Source organism: Pantoea sp. JV6 (genome assembly GCF_025910055.1).
In the GTDB taxonomy this organism is placed as follows: Bacteria; Pseudomonadota; Gammaproteobacteria; order Enterobacterales; family Enterobacteriaceae; genus Pantoea; species Pantoea agglomerans.
In genome coordinates this window covers 112,854-130,796 of the sequence record NZ_JAPCIM010000014.1, presented here as the reverse complement: position 1 = coordinate 130,796, position 17,943 = coordinate 112,854, and the positions used below count along the sequence as shown (strand labels likewise).

The window sequence follows — 17,943 nt, the reverse complement described above, 5'->3', positions numbered from 1 at the left end:
GCCGTAGCGCCGATGGTAGTGTGGGGTCTCCCCATGCGAGAGTAGGGAACTGCCAGGCATCAGATAAGTGAAGAAGCCCCGCACGGAAGTGCGGGGCTTTTTTACGTCTGCACTTTGCCACGTTAAGCTGAAACATTTTCATTTTCTGCATCAAACCTCGACATCTTACAACGATCAGGCTAATGTTGGGCATCCAGATGTCTAAACGTTTATATGGTTGTAAGAGGTGAGCAGGTTATGCCAATCAGGGTTCCCGACGAATTACCGGCAGTGAATTTTTTGCGTGACGAAAATGTCTTTGTGATGACATCGTCGCGCGCCAGTGTTCAGGAGATCCGCCCGCTTAAAGTGCTCATACTGAATCTGATGCCGAAAAAGATCGAAACGGAGAATCAGTTTCTGCGTCTGCTTTCCAACTCGCCCTTACAGATCGATATTCAGCTGCTGCGCATCGACAGCCGCGAGTCACGCAATACGCCCACTGAGCACCTCAACAACTTCTACTGCAATTTTGAAGATATCCAGCATGATAACTACGATGGCTTAATCGTGACAGGTGCACCACTCGGGCTGGTTGATTTTAATGATGTCGCTTACTGGCCACAGATTCAGCGCGTTCTGCATTGGGCCAATGAGCATGTCACCTCAACCCTGTTTGTCTGTTGGGCGGTTCAGGCCGCGCTTAACATTCTGTATGGCATTCCCAAGCAAACCCGGCATAACAAACTGTCTGGTGTCTATGAGCATCAGATACTGCATCCCCATGCGTTACTGACCCGTGGTTTTGATGATAATTTCCTCGCACCGCACTCACGCTATGCTGATTTCCCCACCCATTTGATTACGGATTACACCGATCTTGAGCTGTTTGCTGAATCGGAACAAACCGGTGCCTATCTGATGGCGAGTAAAGACAAACGTCTGGTGTTTGTTACCGGTCACCCGGAATATGATGCCCTGACGTTGTCTGGTGAGTATCATCGCGATTATGAAGCGGGGGTGAATCCGGAAGTCCCTTATAACTATTTCCCGCAGGATAATCCGGTATTGCCACCCCGCGCCACCTGGCGCAGTCACGGCAATTTGTTGTTCTCGAACTGGCTCAACTACTACGTTTACCAGATCACGCCGTTCGATCTGCGTCACATGAACCCAACGCTGGAATAGTCCCGTCTGAAGATCAACTGAACCGTGTTAGCCGATGGCAACACGGTTTTTTTTCGCCTTTAAAACGTTAACTGAAAGCGATTCCTTTAATGCATTAAAGTTTTATTTCAGATAAAACATCAGGATAGGTTGTTTTGTATTTAAAAATGGAAATAGTTTTTGATTTAAAAAAATAAATGCTTATGCTCTGATCCTGTAGCTCACAAAATAAACACCGTGTGGATCCGCTGCTTTCGATCCTTTGAATACAGGAGAACGCCAGCATGACAGACTCAGTGATCAGCCATACCCTGATTTTCGACCAGCCCTTTAGCCATGCAGAACAGCAACTGTTAACGCCCGAGGCTGTTTCTTTTTTAGAGTCTCTGGTCGCACGCTTTGCACCGCAACGCGAAGAGCTGTTATCGGCTCGCCAGCAGCGTCAGCAGCAATATGACCAGGGCTATCTGCCAGACTTCGATATGGAAACGGCTTCCATAAGAGCCAGTGAATGGCGTATTCAATCTATTCCGGCAGATTTAGAAGATCGTCGGGTCGAGATCACCGGCCCACCCGATCGGAAAATGGTGATTAACGCCCTGAACTCGAACGTTAAAGTCTTTATGGCCGACTTTGAGGATTCGCTCTCTCCGGAGTGGTCAACGTTGATTGAAGGGCAGCTGACACTGCGCGAAGCAGTACAGGGCACCCTGAGTTATACCAGCGACAAGGGCAAAATTTATCAGCTCGGCGCTACCCCTGCGGTGCTGATGTGCCGGGTGCGCGGTCTGCATCTGTCAGAAAAACATGTCAGCTGGCAGGGGAAGGCAATTCCGGGCGGGCTGTTTGATTTCGCGCTCTATTTCTTCCACAACGTCCGGCCGTTACTGGCCAAAGGCAGCGGGCCTTATTTCTATCTGCCGAAAACCGAGAGCTGGCAGGAGATCGCCTGGTGGCGTGAGATCTTCAGTTTCAGCGAGGATCAGTTCGATCTGCCGCGTGGCACGATCAAAGCCACTGTCCTGATCGAAACCTTGCCCGCCGTGTTTCAGATGGATGAGATCCTGTGGAATCTGCGCGATCACATTGTTGGCCTCAACTGTGGCCGCTGGGATTACATCTTCAGCTATATCAAAACCCTTAAACAGCATGCGGATCGCGTGCTGCCGGATCGCCAGTCCGTCACCATGTCTCAGCCGTTCCTGGACGCATATTCGCGACTGCTGATTAAAACCTGTCATCGGCGGGGGGCTTTTGCGATGGGCGGGATGTCAGCCCTCATCCCCGCTAAAGATCCCACGCGCAATGCCTGGGTACTGCAGCGCGTGACGGAAGATAAGCAGCGGGAGGCAGGTAACGGGCATGACGGCACCTGGATTGCTCATCCTGGTCTGGCAGATACCGCGATGGCAGTCTTCAACGCTGCGCTGGGCGACCGGCCAAACCAGCTGCAGGTCATGCGGGAAGAGGATGCGCCGATCACAGCGGAGCAGTTGCTGGCGCCCTGTCAGGGTGAGCGCACCGAAGCCGGTATGCGCGCCAACATCCGTGTTGCGCTGCAATATCTGGAAGCGTGGATCAGCGGTAACGGCTGTGTCCCGATTGATGGACTGATGGAGGATGCCGCCACCGCTGAGATCGCACGCACCTCAATCTGGCAATGGATTCATCATCAGCAAATGCTGAACAACGGCCAGCAGGTCACAGCTGAACTGTTTCTGCGCTGGCTTAACGAAGAGCTGCATCTGCTGCAAAACGCGCTGGGCGAAGCCCACTTCAGCGCCGGTCGCTATGACGACGCGGCGCAGTTGATGGCTCAGATCACCACCGAGCGCGAGCTGGTTTCCTTTCTTACCCTGCCAGGCTATCGCCTGATCCCCTGAACAGAGGAGCTATTGCCATGACACGTACTCAACAGATCGATCAACTGGAACAACTCTGGCAGACCGCACGCTGGCAGGGCATTACCCGCCCTTACAGCGCAGCAGAGGTCGTCAATCTGCGCGGCTCGGTCTTGCCCGCCTGTACACTGGCAGAGCGCGGTGCGGAAAAATTATGGGCGTTGCTGAATGGCGAGGCGAAGAAAGGGTATATCAATAGCCTGGGTGCGCTGAGCGGCGGGCAGGCACTGCAGCAGGCCAAAGCGGGCATCGAAGCGATCTACCTTTCTGGCTGGCAGGTAGCGGCGGATGCCAACGTGGCGGGCCAGATGTATCCCGATCAGTCCCTCTACCCGGTGAACTCGGTGCCGGAAGTGGTGACGCGCATTAATCAGACCTTTCAGCGCGCCGATCAGATTCAGTGGTCCAGCGGCATTGAAGCGGGGGACAGCCGCCACACCGATTTCTTCCTGCCAATTGTGGCCGATGCTGAAGCCGGTTTTGGCGGTGTGCTGAATGCGTATGAGCTGATGAAGGCGATGATTCAGGCGGGCGCGGCGGCGGTCCACTTCGAAGATCAGCTGGCGGCGGTAAAAAAATGCGGTCACATGGGCGGCAAAGTTCTGGTACCGACTCAGGAAGCCATTCAGAAACTGGTGGCGGCACGGCTGGCTGCCGATGTGATGGGCGTGCCAACCGTGCTGCTGGCACGAACTGATGCCGACGCCGCCGATCTGATTACCTCAGACTGCGATGAATACGATCGTCCCTTTATCCAGGGCGACCGGACGGCAGAAGGCTTCTTCCGCACCCACGCCGGCATTGAACAGGCGATCAGTCGCGGGCTGGCCTATGCACCTTATGCTGACATCCTGTGGTGTGAAACCTCAACGCCAGATCTGGCGATGGCGCAGCGCTTTGCCGACGCCATTCATGCGCGTTTCCCCGGCAAGCTGCTGGCCTACAACTGTTCACCGTCGTTCAACTGGAAGAAGAACCTCGACGATCGCACCATCGCGAAGTTTCAGCAGGCGCTCAGCGACATGGGCTATCGCTTCCAGTTCATCACGCTGGCGGGCATCCACAGCATGTGGTTCAACATGTTTGATCTGGCCCACGCCTACGCCCAGGGCGAAGGGATGCGTCACTATGTTGAAAAGGTTCAGCAGCCTGAGTTCGCTGCCCGCGATCGCGGTTACAGCTTCTCTTCGCATCAGCAAGAGGTGGGCACCGGCTATTTTGATCAGGTAACCAATATCATTCAGGGCGGTAAGTCCTCGGTCACCGCGCTCACCGGTTCGACCGAAGAGCATCAGTTCTGACCCTTTTCCTCTGACTGATTCCCCGTCCGCAAACCGCGGGCGGGCGTTTACCGGAGCTGATTATGCCGCCACGCGAATCATTGATCGCCCACACTATCCTGCAGGGTTTTGATGCACAGTATGGTCGCTTTCTCGACATCACTGCTGGCGCACAGCAGCGGTTTGAGCAGGCGGAATGGCAGGCGGTGCAACATGCCATGAAGGCCCGTATTCATCTCTATGACCATCACGTCAGCCTGGTTGCCGATCAACTGCGGGTGCTGAACGGTGCGGCCAGCTGGGATGAGATGTTCTGGCTGCGGGTTAAGGACCACTATCAAAGCCTGCTGCCCGGCTATCCACGGCATGAAATTGCCGAAAGCTTCTTTAATTCCGTCTACTGCCGGTTACATGGACATGCCGATCTGCAGCCGGACCGGCTGTTTATCTTCAGCTCTCAATCCCTGACCGCACCGGTCACACCTTTGCGCCCGTTATCGCGCCGTTATCAGCCGGAGCGGGGCTGGCTGGCACTGGTGGATCAGGTGTTGAGCGATTTACCGCTGACGTTGCCGTGGCAGCAGCGCGCTCGCGACGTCGGCTGGATTGTCCGCCACCTGCAGTCGCATTTTCCCCGGCTGAACCAGGGCTGGCTCGAGGTCAACAGTGAACTCTTCTATCGTAACAAAACTGCCTGGCTGGTGGCGCGCCTGCATCTGCCGGAGGGCATCTTGCCCTGTCTGCTGCCGATCCAGCGCAGTGAAACGGGCGAACTATGGATCGACACCTGTCTGACCGATGTGAATGACGCCAGCATTGTGTTTGGTTTTGCCCGCGCCTATTTCATGGTTTATGCGCCGGTGCCTGCGGCGCTGGTTGCCTGGCTGCAACCGATTCTGCCTGGCAAAACCCTGGCGGAGCGCTATATGGCGATTGGCTGCCAGAAGCACGGTAAAACCGAGAGCTATCGCGAGTATCTTCAGGCGCTGGCAGAGAATGAGACGGCCTTTGAGATCGCACCCGGCGTGCGCGGCATGGTGATGCTGGTCTTCACGCTGCCGGGTTTTGACTGGGTGTTCAAGGTCATCAGGGATCGCTTCGCGCCGCAAAAAGAGGTGACGGAAGCGCAGGTCCGCGCCTGTTATCAGCAGGTCAAAGAGCACGATCGCGTGGGACGTATGGCGGATACGCAGGAGTTCGAGCAGTTTGCGCTGCCGCTGTCGCGCATCTCACCGGCGCTGCTGGCAGAACTCCACGCCTGCGTGGCTGAGAAGCTGCATATCGAAGGCGATCGCCTGATTATTCGTCACCTGTGGCTGGAGCGCCGTATGCAGCCGCTTAATCTCTACCTGGCCCAGGCGAATGCCGCAGAGCGACGTCACGCGATTGAGGAGTATGGCAATGCCATCCGACAGCTGGCGGCGGCCAATATCTTTCCCGGAGACATGCTGTTTAAAAACTTCGGCATCACCCGCCATGGCCGGGTGATTTTTTACGATTACGATGAGATTCGCCCGATGCAGGAGCTGCACTTCCGGGAGGTGCCCGCGGCGCGCTATGAGGAGGATGAACTCAGCGCCGAGCCCTGGTACAGCGTCGGGCCGGACGATGTCTTCCCGGAAACCTTCCGCTATGCGTTATGCAGTGAAGCCGCTACCGGCGCATTGCTGTTACAACTGCATCCGGAGATATTCGACGCCCGCTGGTGGCGCGCGCAGCAGCAGCGCATCGCCCAGGGCCATGTGGAAGAGGTGATCGCCTGGCGGCAGACGCAGCGTTTCAGCGTCTGCTACGGCGCAGAAACCGTTAACGACCGCTGTACGCCAGCGTAACCTGGCGCGCTTCGCGGATGACCAGTGCACCTAATTCAGTAATCCGATCGTCAGTCATGCGGGCGATGGGGCCGGAGATGGAGAGCGCGGCAAACGCCTCGCCATGTTCGTCATAGATTGGCGCGGCGACACAGCGTAGTCCAAGCGCATGCTCTTCATCATCAAATGAGAAGCCCGCTTTGCGCACCAGCGCCAGATTCTCTTTCAGACTCTGCGGCGACATCAGGGTTTTCGGCGTGTAGTAATGCAATCCTTTCTGATGCAGCAGGGCGGTGACCTGCTCATCGCCCAGGTGGGCCAGAAATGCTTTGCCTGCGCCAGACGCATGCATCGGCAGCTTGCCGCCAATCGGCGCAGACATTCGCATCAGCTGGGTACACTGCACCTGATCAATGATCACCGCCTGGTGATCGCTGAGATCCAGCACCGCCAGATTCACCGTTTCACCGGACTGCTCCATCAGGCTACGCAGCACCGGGTGTACCAGCGCCAGCAGGTTACGGCTCTGCAGGAAACTGCTGCCGACCACGAAAGCGTGTGCGCCGATCGTCCACAGCCCGAGATCGCCCACCTGCCGGACAAAACCCTGCTGCTGCATGGTGCTGAGCAGGCGATGCGTGGTGGAGTTAGGCAAACCCGCCTGCTGCGCCAGCTCGGTCAGCGCTACGCTGCCATGTGAGTCAGCAATCAGCTCCAGCAGCGTCAGGCCGCGGGTCAGCGATTGCACCTGACCGCCCGCGGGTGCGGCGACAGGGGTGCCACGGGGTTTCTTGCCGCGCTTAACAGGAACCGGGGTTGCCATCATTGTTCTCCTTTTACATTGTGGAAATCATTTTCGTTTTAATCACGCGCATTGCAAACGCTGGTTTTCTGGTCAGACCTGTACAGTTGTGACCTGAAAATCTCTCATTCGAGGTTACTTTGTCGCCTGACCAGCTTGTGCCAGAATGAAAAACGGGCTTTTCCGCCAGCAGACTGACGTGAATGGGGCAACAGTGAGCAATAAAATCGACGCGTTAAAACAGCAGCTCGCACAACGCATTATGGTGCTGGATGGGGGTATGGGCACCATGATCCAGAGCTATAAGCTGGAAGAAGAGGATTATCGCGGCAGCCGTTTTGCTGACTGGCCTTGCGATCTCAAAGGCAATAACGATCTGCTGGTGCTGAGTAAACCGGCGGTGATCCGCGAGATCCACGACGCCTATCTGGCGGCGGGTGCGGATATCCTCGAAACCAACACCTTTAACGCCACGTCGATTGCAATGGCGGACTACCAGATGGAACATTTATCGGCGGAGATCAATTTTGAAGCGGCCCGCCTGGCGCGAGCCTGCGCCGATGCGTGGACGGCGAAAACGCCGGATCGTCCGCGTTATGTTGCGGGTGTGCTCGGCCCGACCAACCGCACCTGCTCGATCTCACCCGACGTCAACGATCCTGCCTACCGTAACGTTACTTTTAATCAGCTGGTGGAGGCTTACCGCGAATCGACCCGCGCGCTGGTGGAGGGCGGGTCCGACATCATCATGATTGAAACGGTGTTCGATACGCTGAATGCCAAAGCAGCCGTCTATGCGGTGCAGACCGAGATGGAAGCGCTGGGCGTTGCGCTGCCGCTGATGATCTCCGGCACTATCACCGACGCCTCCGGCCGAACGCTCTCCGGCCAGACAACCGAAGCTTTTTACAACTCGCTGCGTCACGCCGAACCGCTCTCTTTTGGCCTGAACTGCGCGCTGGGACCCGACGAACTTCGTCAGTATGTGGCGGAACTGTCGCGCATCGCTGAAGGCTACGTGACCGCCCATCCCAACGCCGGTCTGCCCAATGCCTTTGGCGAATACGATCTGGATGCGGAACTGATGGCGCAGCAGATTGGTGAATGGGCCACCGCCGGATTCCTGAACATTATCGGCGGCTGCTGTGGCACCACACCGCAACATATCGCTGCCATGGTGGCGGCGGTTGAAGGCGTTGCACCGCGTCAGTTGCCGACGATCCCGGTGGCCTGCCGTCTCTCCGGTCTGGAGCCGCTTAACATCACCGCAGAGTCACTGTTTGTTAACGTCGGTGAGCGCACCAACGTCACCGGCTCGGCAAAATTTAAACGGCTGATCAAAGAAGAGAAGTATAACGAAGCGCTGGAAGTGGCGCTGCAGCAGGTGCAGAGCGGCGCGCAGATCATCGATATCAACATGGATGAAGGCATGCTCGACGCCGAGGCGGCGATGGTACGCTTTCTGAATCTGATTGCTGGCGAACCCGATATTGCCCGCGTGCCGATCATGATCGACTCCTCAAAATGGGAGGTGATTGAGAAAGGGTTGCAGTGCATTCAGGGCAAAGGGATCGTGAACTCAATTTCGATGAAAGAGGGTGAAGCGGCCTTTATTCATCATGCGCGTCAGGTCCGGCGTTACGGCGCGGCGATGGTGGTCATGGCGTTTGACGAAGTGGGTCAGGCGGATACCCGCGCCCGAAAAATTGAGATCTGCCGCCGTGCTTACCGGATCCTCACCGAACAGGTCGGCTTCCCGCCGGAAGATATTATCTTCGACCCCAACATCTTTGCGGTCGCCACCGGCATCGACGAACACAACAACTACGCCATGGATTTCATTGGTGCCTGCGAAGATATCAAGCGCGAGCTGCCCCATGCGATGATCTCCGGCGGCGTCTCCAACGTATCGTTTTCATTCCGTGGCAACGATCCGGTGCGTGAAGCGATACATGCCGTCTTTCTCTATTACGCCATCCGTAAAGGCATGGATATGGGCATCGTCAACGCAGGCCAGCTGGCGATTTATGATGATTTGCCGGCAGAACTGCGCGAGGCGGTAGAGGATGTGATTCTTAACCGGCGGGATGATGGCACCGAGCGGCTGCTGGCGCTGGCGGAGAAATACCGTGGCGGCAAAAGCGATGGCTCGCAGGAAAAACAGCTCGCGGAATGGCGCAGCTGGGACGTGGTGAAACGGCTGGAGTATTCGCTGGTCAAGGGGATCACCGAGTTTATTGAGCAGGATACCGAAGAGGCGCGTCAGCAGGTACCACGGCCGATAGAGGTGATTGAAGGCCCGCTGATGTCCGGCATGAACGTCGTCGGTGACCTGTTCGGTGAGGGCAAGATGTTCCTGCCGCAGGTGGTGAAATCGGCGCGCGTGATGAAGCAGGCGGTGGCGTATCTGGAACCCTTTATCGAAGCCAGCAAAGAGGCGGGGCGCAGCAACGGTAAAATCGTGCTGGCCACGGTCAAAGGCGACGTGCACGACATCGGGAAAAATATTGTCGGCGTGGTGCTGCAGTGTAATAACTACGAAATCATTGACCTTGGCGTGATGGTGCCGGGCGAAAAAATTCTTAAAACGGCGCGCGAAGTGAATGCGGACATCATCGGCTTATCAGGCCTGATTACGCCGTCGCTGGATGAGATGGTCAACATGGCGAAAGAGATGGAGCGTCAGGGCTTTACCTTACCGCTGCTGATTGGCGGCGCGACCACCTCGAAGGCGCATACCGCTGTCAAAATTGAGCAGCATTACAGCGGCCCGACGGTCTACGTGCAGAACGCCTCACGTACCGTTGGCGTGGTGTCGTCGCTGCTCTCCGCCACCTTAAAAGAGGATTTCGTCGCCCGAACCCGCAAAGAGTACGAGACCGTGCGCATTCAGCATGCACGCAAAAAGCCGCGCACGCCGCCGGTCTCGCTGCAGGCGGCGCGCGATAACGCCACCTCAATTGACTGGGAGAGTTACACGCCACCCGTGCCGCACCGTCCCGGGGTCAGCCAGGTGGAGGCCAGCATTGAAACGCTGCGCAACTACATCGACTGGACGCCATTCTTTATGACCTGGTCGCTGGCGGGCAAATATCCCCGCATCATGGAAGATGAGGTGGTGGGTGAAGAGGCGCAGCGTCTGTTTGCCGATGCCAATGCGATGCTCGACAAATTAAGCCAGCAGTCGCTGCTGAAGCCACGTGGCGTGGTCGGTATTTTTCCGGCTAACCGGGTCGGCGATGATATTCATCTCTACAGTGATGAGCGGCGTGATGAGATTTTGTGTGTGAGTCATCACTTACGCCAGCAGACCGAAAAAACCGACTTCGCCAACTACTGTCTGGCGGATTTTGTGGCCCCGAAATCGAGCGGCAAAGCGGACTATCTCGGTGCCTTCGCGGTGACCGGCGGGCTGGAAGAGGATGCGCTGGCGGAGGCGTACGATCGTCAGCATGACGACTACAACAAGATCATGGTGAAAGCGCTGGCTGACCGTCTGGCGGAAGCCTTTGCCGAATATCTGCACGAGCGTGTACGTAAGGTGATCTGGGGCTTCGCGCCTAACGAAAATCTCAGCAATGAAGAGCTGATTCGGGAAAATTATCAGGGGATACGTCCGGCGCCAGGCTATCCGGCCTGCCCGGAGCACACTGAGAAAGCCGCCATCTGGCGTCTGCTGGCGGTGGAAGAACAGACCGGCATGAAGCTCACCGAATCCTTTGCCATGTGGCCGGGCGCGTCAGTCTCTGGCTGGTACTTCAGCCATCCTGACAGCCGCTATTTCGCCGTAGCGCAGATCCAGCGTGACCAGGTGGAAGATTATGCGGTACGCAAAGGGATGTCGTTAACGGAAGTTGAGCGCTGGCTGGCGCCGAATCTCGGCTACGACGCGGACTAAATAAAAAAGCGGCCTGAGGGCCACTTCAGACTGCTGACAAATCCAGCTCCGGTTAAATCTGGCAGCAATGAAGAAACTCAACGCGCAGGGAACCCGGTCAGAGGAGGAAAGCGTCCCGCGCCAGGGACGGCGCGGGCCGAGCGGCCAGGGATGGCATTAGCGCCTTTCCGATCTGACCGGGTTCCCTGAGCAGGCGCGATCTCATTGCTATGCTTTGCTTCAGGCGTATGCTCCCTGAGCCTGCTTTCTGTTAACCGCATGAAACGGCCCTGAGGCCGCCATCTGCTTAGTTAAAGCGCGCGTCGCGATCGGACGTCAGATCATACAACTGGTACTTGCGACCCAGCATCTGACCGCCATCACGCGTCAGCGGCACCCAGTTCACCTGCGCGCGACCGCGCGTTGGCGTCACGGTGAACAGATCCATTGGGATGGAGATATAGAAGCCTTTGGTGAAGTCGCCTTCGCCATACTCTTCAGACGAGACGTTGGTTTTGGTGGCATAGACACCCACCATCACGCCACTGTCGAAGCGCTTCGACACATCGACCGTCACGCCTTTATCTTTCGCCAGATACTGACCGACGCTGGTTTTCACCAGTACATCCTGCATGAACCATGGACGCCAGTAACCCGTCAGGTTGCCGGTTGAGGCTTTATAGCGGTTAAACTGCATCATGTTGTCCCAGTCACGCTGACGGACATAGTTGGCATCGACGCCCACCGCCCAGTTCGCATCGACCGGACGATAGAGCAGCTCGCCGCCCACGCCGCCATACATCGTCTCCAGGTACCCGCCGTAAACCTGACCATAGAAGCCGTTACCGAGGTGGCCCATATAGTTCGCCTGCAGATCGTTGACGTAGACGTTGTTCTCAACGTAGTCGCGGATATGGGTACGCACGCGCGGCAGCGAAGAGTCCGCCGGTGCGCCGTTGTAGTTGAACTTGTCGTAGTTGTTGGCGAGGTTACCAAACAGACTACCGCCCACCAGCAGGTGATCCGTCAGCCAGTAATCAGCGCTGGCCATCACGCCGACCTGATACATATAGAAGCTTTCCGGGCCGCCCACCGACTGATTCAGCACCGGCGACAGACTGTAGTTCAGGCGATCCTGACGGATAAACATCCCCTGCTCAGTGGTACCCGGATCGACCGGTTCTTTGCGGGTCTGTTGCAGTGGCTGCTCATGGCCCAGCGGATAGCCTTCCAGATTGTTACGCAGGCTGGCGACCTGCGTCTCAGTCGTCACCTGTGGCATGTTAAAGCGCGACTCGGTGACATTGATGGTGTCGATGCCGTCAGGCAGGTGGTTCATGATGATGCGGTTCGCACGATCCACCCCTTCACGGGTATCGCGATACTTCGTCTGCTCGCCTGACACATAGATCGTGTGACCCTGAGTCTGAATACGCGGACCATCAAGACCGGCATTGTATTTCAGATCGGTCAGCTGAGTGCCCACCACCGTCGGCTCCAGCAACTTAGGTTGCGGCTGCGGATTGTAGGAAGGCTTCTCGCTGTCGATGTGCGCCTGACGCAGATCGTTGAAGTTGGTGCGAATGGTGACACCAAACATAAAGGTGTTACCGCGTTCGTAGCTGGCGTTGATGTCAGCCCAGTCGGTTACGCGATAAATCGCGCCGACGTTGAGCTTGCTGCGCTGCTCAAGGCGGCCAGCAAAGTCATTCTGGTAGTCGTTGCCCTCATACTCCATTTTAAGGCGCAGCGGCTGCCAGGGCGTCTGATACTCCACGCCGCCAAACAGCGCCGTCGGACCGTGGAACATCTGCGAGCCGTTGATTGAACCCGCTTCGCCCACCTGCGGACGCTGGCAATAGCTGTCGCTGTATGAGCAGAACGGGTTCTTCACGGTGCCGCTATTGCCGAGATAGCCCCAGCCAAGCCCCAGGGTAAAGTCGAACGGTCCCCATGCTTTGGTCGCCACCAGGTATTCACTGTCGAACAGACCGGTACCGCCCAGATCGCGGGTTCCCACCGCCACTTCCGGCAGCCAGAAGCCCTCCTGCCACAGACGGAGTTTCAGGTCGAAGGCTTTATCTTTATAGCTCTGCGTGCCGCTGAATTCTGAGACCGCACTGTACTGACGGGTGCGCACGTCGGTATACCGCACCGTGGTCTCCAGCCAGGGAAAGAGCTGCAGTGACGCGGAGTAGTATCGGTACTGATCGTTGTCGCGCGCGTTGAGGCTGAACTCGCCCTCTTTGGCCATGCGCGCCGTCGGCACCTGCATCAGACCCACGCCGCCGAAATCGGATTGTGAAGGGCCCACCGGCTCGGGCCAGGTGTCAGCCTGCGCCTGACAGGCTGCCGCCACGGAAACAGCCAACAGGCTGAAGAGATAACGTTTTTTCATCAGTCTGGTATCCGGTGAGTCAGTACGGAAAGGATGCGTTCATTAAGATCTTCATAGCTGCCTGGCAGGCTCCATGACGAAAAGCCGAGCCAGATAATGCTGCCTGGCTCCACTTCCGCGTGGCGATGATTCCAGTAGGCAACCGGCACCTGCTGTGTGGCGCCTGAAGGTGCAATCACGGTGACAAAATTGCGTTCTGCCCCGGAGAGTGCGTCATGACCATCCAGATAGTCGCGTACTGATTTACCCGGCTGCCAGCTCACTTTGCCTGCGCCGCTCAGCGCGCCGAGCAGCAGCACAGAATCGGAGGGGGCCTGCAGATAGAGGTCATAGCTGCCTTCCAGCCGACGGTTGTCAGCCGGATGCAGACGGATCCAGTCCGGGTCGAGCGACGTGAACTGGCGACCTGCTACTTTGATGGCGCTCAGCTGGCGGATCACTTCATCAATGGCCGCCGCCCGATCGCCGCTGCTGTCGGCACGCCAGGCACGTAACGCGCCCAGCGTCTGTTGATAGTGCTGCTGTGCCACTGCGCTGGCGCCGCGCTCGGCAATAAAGGTCGCACGCCAGTCAGTGTTGACCTGCAGTGGAGGCAGAGTCACCAGCTGGGAGAGATCCGCGACCTGGCTCAGCTCAGCCTGACCGCCGTTGTGCGGTGCATGAACGATAACCTGCGCAGTTGCCTGCGCTTCTGCGGCGCTGAACAGGCTCAGCCCGGCCAGCAAAAAAGTGATTTTTTTCATGATTTCGCCGGCTTCAGAATAGTGATATCTACAGGGAAGGCGTCTGCCGCCAGCATCTGATGGGCCTGCACCACATCGCCGCTGCTGTTATCGATCCAGAAGGTGTTTTCCCACTTGCGGTTACTGCTGTCGATGCTCACCTGTTCATGCCAGACGCGGCACGGAATGCGGTTGCCCGCCACGGTCAGGACTTCGTCGGTGCCGCGCTGGAAGGTTGAACGCACAGTCGCGCCGCGAACCTTGCCCTGTTCGGTCCACTGCACGATGCGGGTCCAGCCTGCGCCGTTGCTGATATGCAGGCTGTCAGCGAGCGGATCCTGTTGCAGATTGCTGACGTTCAGCAGGTTATCCGGCAAACCCAGGGTTTTAACCAGGCGGCCATGCTGTGTCACCAGCATCGCCTGATCCTGTGTCACCCATTTCTGCTGACCTTTCTCGTTGTAGCCGAGCACTACAAAAATGCGCGGACCTTCATTCAGGCGAGCATAGAGACTGGCATAGGGAAGATTGTTGACCTGTTGATCGGTAACGGTCACGTCGTCCGGACCGTTAACCGCAAGCAGCAGAGTCTGTTCAAGACCTTTTTGCGTTTGTGTACAGGCCTGCAGCAGCAGGCAAGCGAGCAGCAGAGGAAGTTGGCGCACTGTGTGTCCCTGATAAGTCATGCCAAAGTAAAAAATAACCACACAGGCGTGTGGTTATGTTTAAAGGTGCTCTGCCCGTCCCGTTCCGGCTGCAGAAATACAGGTTACGTGGCTCAGCGTCCTCACTCACCGAAGTCAGTGGTTCAGCCTCTGCCCGTTTGCTGCAGATCAGCAATCAGACGGGGGTCGGGCATCCATCAACGAGTGGTGCTCGTCGTGGTCGTGGTTGTTGTACCGGTATTTGCACCGTCACCACCGCCAGAAGCGGCAATGCCGAGCCCGACCAGCGCGCCAAGTGCACCGATACCCACAGCGGTCGACGTGCCAGCAGAGATTGCTCCCGCCTGCGCGCCAGCTGCGGTACCAGCTTCTTCCGGCGCAGCAAATGCGCTGGAAGAGACGGCAACGAAGATCAAGGCTGCACCGGCAACCATAGTTTTTTTCATAACAGCGTTTCCTGCATTGAGTGAATGAAGGATCTCTGTCCGCTGAGGTTGCAACGCAGTCAGACTGCGGCAAAATCGACGGACAGTCCCATTGCGGGCGCGTTCAGTATAGGGCAACAAAATACCAGAGTTCAGCACCGGAAAAACCAGGGTGAATAGCGGGGTGGGCGCGTGATTTAATTAGCTGGATTGGGGATAACTACTTTTTATATCGGAATATTTCGGGCTGATGCCAGATATTTCGCTACTGGCGAATCAATTGCAAAGCGGAATGTTCTTTTTTATTAATATCTGGTACGGAATAAGAATAATCAGAATTTACTCAGGATTGCTGAAACTGAATATGATTATGAATCAATAGCTAACAATAGGGATTACCCGATTTCAGGACCATTTTATACTTTATGCTGGCCCGTTCAGTGTATCGATGTTCAGAATTATCTTAGGTTATTTTAAGACTTTTCCCTGACAACCCATGCTCTCCGACGATATAAACAGCCCATTCAGATGTAAAAACAGACAAAAAAAGGGCGGCAAAGTGGCCGCCCGATGAAATTAACGCCGATTAACGCCAGGATTTATAGCGGTTAATTAAGGCATTAGTGGAGCTGTCGTGAGTGGTAACTTCGTCCTCATTTTCCAGTTCCGGCAGAATACGGTTCGCCAGCTGCTTACCTAATTCCACACCCCACTGATCGAAAGTGAAGATATTCAGGATGGCACCCTGAGTGAAGATTTTGTGCTCATACAGGGCAATCAGTGCGCCCAGGCTGTAAGGGGTAATCTCACGCAGCAGAATGGAGTTAGTCGGGCGGTTACCTTCAAACACCTTGAACGGCACGATATGGGCCACAGACTCTGCAGATTTACCGGCATCGGTAAACTCTTTCTCTACGACGTCCCGTGACTTACCAAACGCCAGCGCTTCAGTCTGGGCAAAGAAGTTAGAGAGCAGCTTCGGATGGTGATCCGCGAGCGCATTATGGGTAATGGCCGGCGCAATAAAGTCGCACGGAACCAGCTTGGTACCCTGGTGGATCAGCTGATAAAACGCGTGCTGACCGTTGGTGCCAGGTTCGCCCCAGATGATTGGGCCAGTCTGGTAGTCCACCGGATGACCGTCACGATCCACATACTTGCCGTTTGACTCCATATTGCCCTGCTGGAAATAGGCGGCGAAGCGGTGCATGTACTGGTCGTAAGGCAGAATCGCTTCGGTTTCAGCACCAAAGAAATTGTTGTACCAGATGCCAATCAGCGCCAGCAGTACCGGCAGGTTCTGCTCAGCCGGCGCAGAGGCGAAGTGCTGGTCCATGGCATGTGCGCCGCTCAGCAGCTGCTCGAAGTTATCGAAACCAATCGAGAGAATGATCGACAGGCCGATCGCTGACCACAGAGAATAACGGCCGCCAACCCAGTCCCAGAATTCAAACATGTTGTTGGTGTCGATACCAAATTCGCCCACCGCTTTGGCGTTGGTCGACAGCGCAGCAAAGTGTTTCGCTACGTGCTGCTGGTCGCCTGCCGTTTTCAGGAACCAGTCGCGCGCGCTGTGGGCGTTGGTCATGGTTTCCTGGGTGGTGAAGGTTTTCGATGCCACCAGGAACAGGGTGGTTTCCGGGCTGAGGTCTTTCAGCGTTTCGGCGATGTGGGTGCCGTCAACGTTAGAGACAAAATGCATGTTCAGATGGTTTTTGTACGGGCGCAGCGCTTCAGTCACCATAAACGGGCCGAGGTCAGAGCCGCCGATACCGATATTCACCACGTCGGTGATCGCTTTACCGGTATAGCCTTTCCATTCGCCGCTGATGATGCGCTCAGAGAAGCCTTTCATCTTATCCAGCACCGCGTTGACCTCTGGCATCACATCTTTGCCATCCACCAGAATCGGCGTGTTACTGCGGTTACGCAGCGCGACGTGCAGCACCGCACGATCTTCGGTGCGGTTAATCTTCTCACCCGAGAACATAGACTTAATGGCACCGCTCAGGTCGGTCTCTTTGGCCAGCGCCTGTAACTTATCGAGGGTTTCCTGGGTGATGCGGTTTTTGGAGAAATCCACCAGCATCTGATCATCAAAGGTGGCAGAGAATTTGGCAAAACGATCGGCATCCTGGGCGAACAGATCGGCAATTTCTACCGACTTCATCTGCTCAAAATGCTGTTGCAGCGCTTTCCAGGCTGCGGTTTGTGTCGGATTGATATTTTTCATGGCAACACTCTTGTTGATATTAAGAACCGTCATTCCATCGGAGGCACATCATGCCCGTTTAGCGTTTCAGTATGACCACAGTTGTAACTGAAAGGAAAAATTTTGTCAGCGCGCGCCGGACAGGCGATCTGAACGCCGCTGTTTATCGCCAGCATTCACTGGCGCGAACAGCCAGCGGACCGCAGAGGCAACGCGCGGTAAAGTGTGACGCGAAAGTCTGCGCAAAACGTTGTGCCGTATCAGGGATTGCTGCATGGGCTGAACCCATTAAGCACTGTAGCCGCTGCGACGCAGAGTCATTTGTTTTCTGATGCGGCGCTCCGGGCATCGCTGACATTGACAGCAGGTCCAGAAAAGGCTAGATCTATGCGCCTACTTGCGCACCTGTGCGCAAGCCAGAAGAGGCGCGTCGCCCAGGCAGTGTGTTGGAGGAACCGTATCCGGTGAAAACACATGATGGGGAGCGACGCCGAGGTGGGTCAGCACGCGGTGTGCTGCCTGTCGGCTACAGGGGCTGAATCCTCTGGGTTGTCACCAGAAACGTCTGCAGTCGACGTTTCGCAAGGTGGGGCGCTTCTGGGTGACTCGTCTATCCGATCTTGTCCGCCCGTTTCTGCTCTTTCCTTGTGCCTGGCTGAAAGAATGTTTCTCGACCCTTTCATCGGCGAGAACAAGATAACCTG

At 56.4% G+C, this 17,943-nt stretch carries 11 protein-coding genes and 1 riboswitch; of the genes, 5 read left to right on the top strand and 6 right to left on the bottom strand.

What is annotated here, in order from left to right; all coding sequences use genetic code 11:
• The first annotated feature begins 237 nt into the window (after positions 1-237).
• The 4 genes from metA (at position 238) to aceK (ending at position 6,159) form a co-directional block, all read left to right on the top strand.
• Positions 238-1,167 carry a homoserine O-acetyltransferase MetA gene (gene metA, locus OK412_RS16725; RefSeq protein ID WP_010252696.1) on the top strand — a complete coding sequence of 310 codons (930 nt, stop codon included), beginning with the start codon at positions 238-240 and terminating at the stop codon, positions 1,165-1,167.
• Between the two features lie 263 nt (positions 1,168-1,430).
• Complete coding sequence (gene aceB, locus OK412_RS16720) at positions 1,431-3,029, top strand: malate synthase A (protein WP_264353372.1); 1,599 nt, start codon at positions 1,431-1,433, stop codon at positions 3,027-3,029.
• A gap of 17 nt (positions 3,030-3,046) precedes the next feature.
• Entirely contained in the window at positions 3,047-4,348 is a 1,302-nt protein-coding gene (gene aceA / locus OK412_RS16715; RefSeq protein WP_010672196.1) for an isocitrate lyase, read from the top strand.
• A 62-nt stretch (positions 4,349-4,410) separates the two neighbouring features.
• A complete protein-coding gene (aceK, locus tag OK412_RS16710) occupies positions 4,411-6,159 on the top strand; it encodes a bifunctional isocitrate dehydrogenase kinase/phosphatase (protein ID WP_158149656.1) in 1,749 nt (582 codons plus the stop codon).
• Here the strand turns inward: aceK and iclR are convergent.
• Positions 6,134-6,961: a glyoxylate bypass operon transcriptional repressor IclR gene (iclR, locus tag OK412_RS16705; protein ID WP_010252683.1), complete on the bottom strand. Its 828-nt coding sequence runs from the start codon at positions 6,959-6,961 to the stop codon at positions 6,134-6,136. The genes aceK and iclR overlap by 26 nt on opposite strands.
• A 193-nt stretch (positions 6,962-7,154) precedes the next feature.
• Between iclR and metH the strand changes: the two genes are divergently transcribed.
• On the top strand, positions 7,155-10,838 hold the full coding sequence (metH, locus tag OK412_RS16700; protein ID WP_264353375.1) for a methionine synthase: 3,684 nt from the start codon (positions 7,155-7,157) through the stop codon (positions 10,836-10,838).
• A 286-nt stretch (positions 10,839-11,124) separates the two neighbouring features.
• Here the strand turns inward: metH and OK412_RS16695 are convergent, their stop codons facing one another.
• The 5 genes from OK412_RS16695 to pgi form a co-directional block, all read right to left on the bottom strand.
• A complete protein-coding gene (locus OK412_RS16695) occupies positions 11,125-13,215 on the bottom strand; it encodes a YjbH domain-containing protein (protein ID WP_010672199.1) in 2,091 nt (696 codons plus the stop codon).
• Positions 13,215-13,958, bottom strand: a complete 744-nt coding sequence (locus tag OK412_RS16690) for a capsule biosynthesis GfcC family protein (RefSeq protein ID WP_010252675.1) — start codon at positions 13,956-13,958, stop codon at positions 13,215-13,217. Before OK412_RS16690 ends, OK412_RS16695 begins: the two co-directional genes overlap by 1 nt.
• Entirely contained in the window at positions 13,955-14,602 is a 648-nt protein-coding gene (locus OK412_RS16685) for a YjbF family lipoprotein (RefSeq protein ID WP_163763176.1), read from the bottom strand. The genes OK412_RS16690 and OK412_RS16685 overlap by 4 nt, the downstream gene beginning before the upstream one ends.
• A gap of 197 nt (positions 14,603-14,799) precedes the next feature.
• Positions 14,800-15,048 (bottom strand): exopolysaccharide production protein YjbE, encoded by a 249-nt coding sequence (yjbE, locus tag OK412_RS16680; RefSeq protein WP_010252668.1) that lies wholly within the window; start codon positions 15,046-15,048, stop codon positions 14,800-14,802.
• 565 nt (positions 15,049-15,613) lie between these two features.
• Positions 15,614-17,260 carry a glucose-6-phosphate isomerase gene (pgi, locus tag OK412_RS16675; protein ID WP_022625205.1) on the bottom strand — a complete coding sequence of 549 codons (1,647 nt, stop codon included), beginning with the start codon at positions 17,258-17,260 and terminating at the stop codon, positions 15,614-15,616.
• A gap of 391 nt (positions 17,261-17,651) precedes the next feature.
• Positions 17,652-17,844, top strand: a riboswitch (Lysine riboswitch).
• Positions 17,845-17,943 lie beyond the last annotated feature (99 nt).

Bases quoted from the DNA above. Each gene is read 5' to 3' on its own strand.
- metA (WP_010252696.1), top strand. From the start codon at position 238: ATGCCAATCAGGGTTCCCGACGAATTACCGGCAGTGAATTTTTTGCGT.
- aceB (WP_264353372.1), top strand. From the start codon at position 1,431: ATGACAGACTCAGTGATCAGCCATACCCTGATTTTCGACCAGCCCTTT.
- aceA (WP_010672196.1), top strand. From the start codon at position 3,047: ATGACACGTACTCAACAGATCGATCAACTGGAACAACTCTGGCAGACC.
- aceK (WP_158149656.1), top strand. From the start codon at position 4,411: ATGCCGCCACGCGAATCATTGATCGCCCACACTATCCTGCAGGGTTTT.
- iclR (WP_010252683.1), bottom strand. From the start codon at position 6,961: ATGGCAACCCCGGTTCCTGTTAAGCGCGGCAAGAAACCCCGTGGCACC.
- OK412_RS16695 (WP_010672199.1), bottom strand. From the start codon at position 13,215: ATGAAAAAACGTTATCTCTTCAGCCTGTTGGCTGTTTCCGTGGCGGCA.
- OK412_RS16690 (WP_010252675.1), bottom strand. From the start codon at position 13,958: ATGAAAAAAATCACTTTTTTGCTGGCCGGGCTGAGCCTGTTCAGCGCC.
- yjbE (WP_010252668.1), bottom strand. From the start codon at position 15,048: ATGAAAAAAACTATGGTTGCCGGTGCAGCCTTGATCTTCGTTGCCGTC.
- pgi (WP_022625205.1), bottom strand. From the start codon at position 17,260: ATGAAAAATATCAATCCGACACAAACCGCAGCCTGGAAAGCGCTGCAA.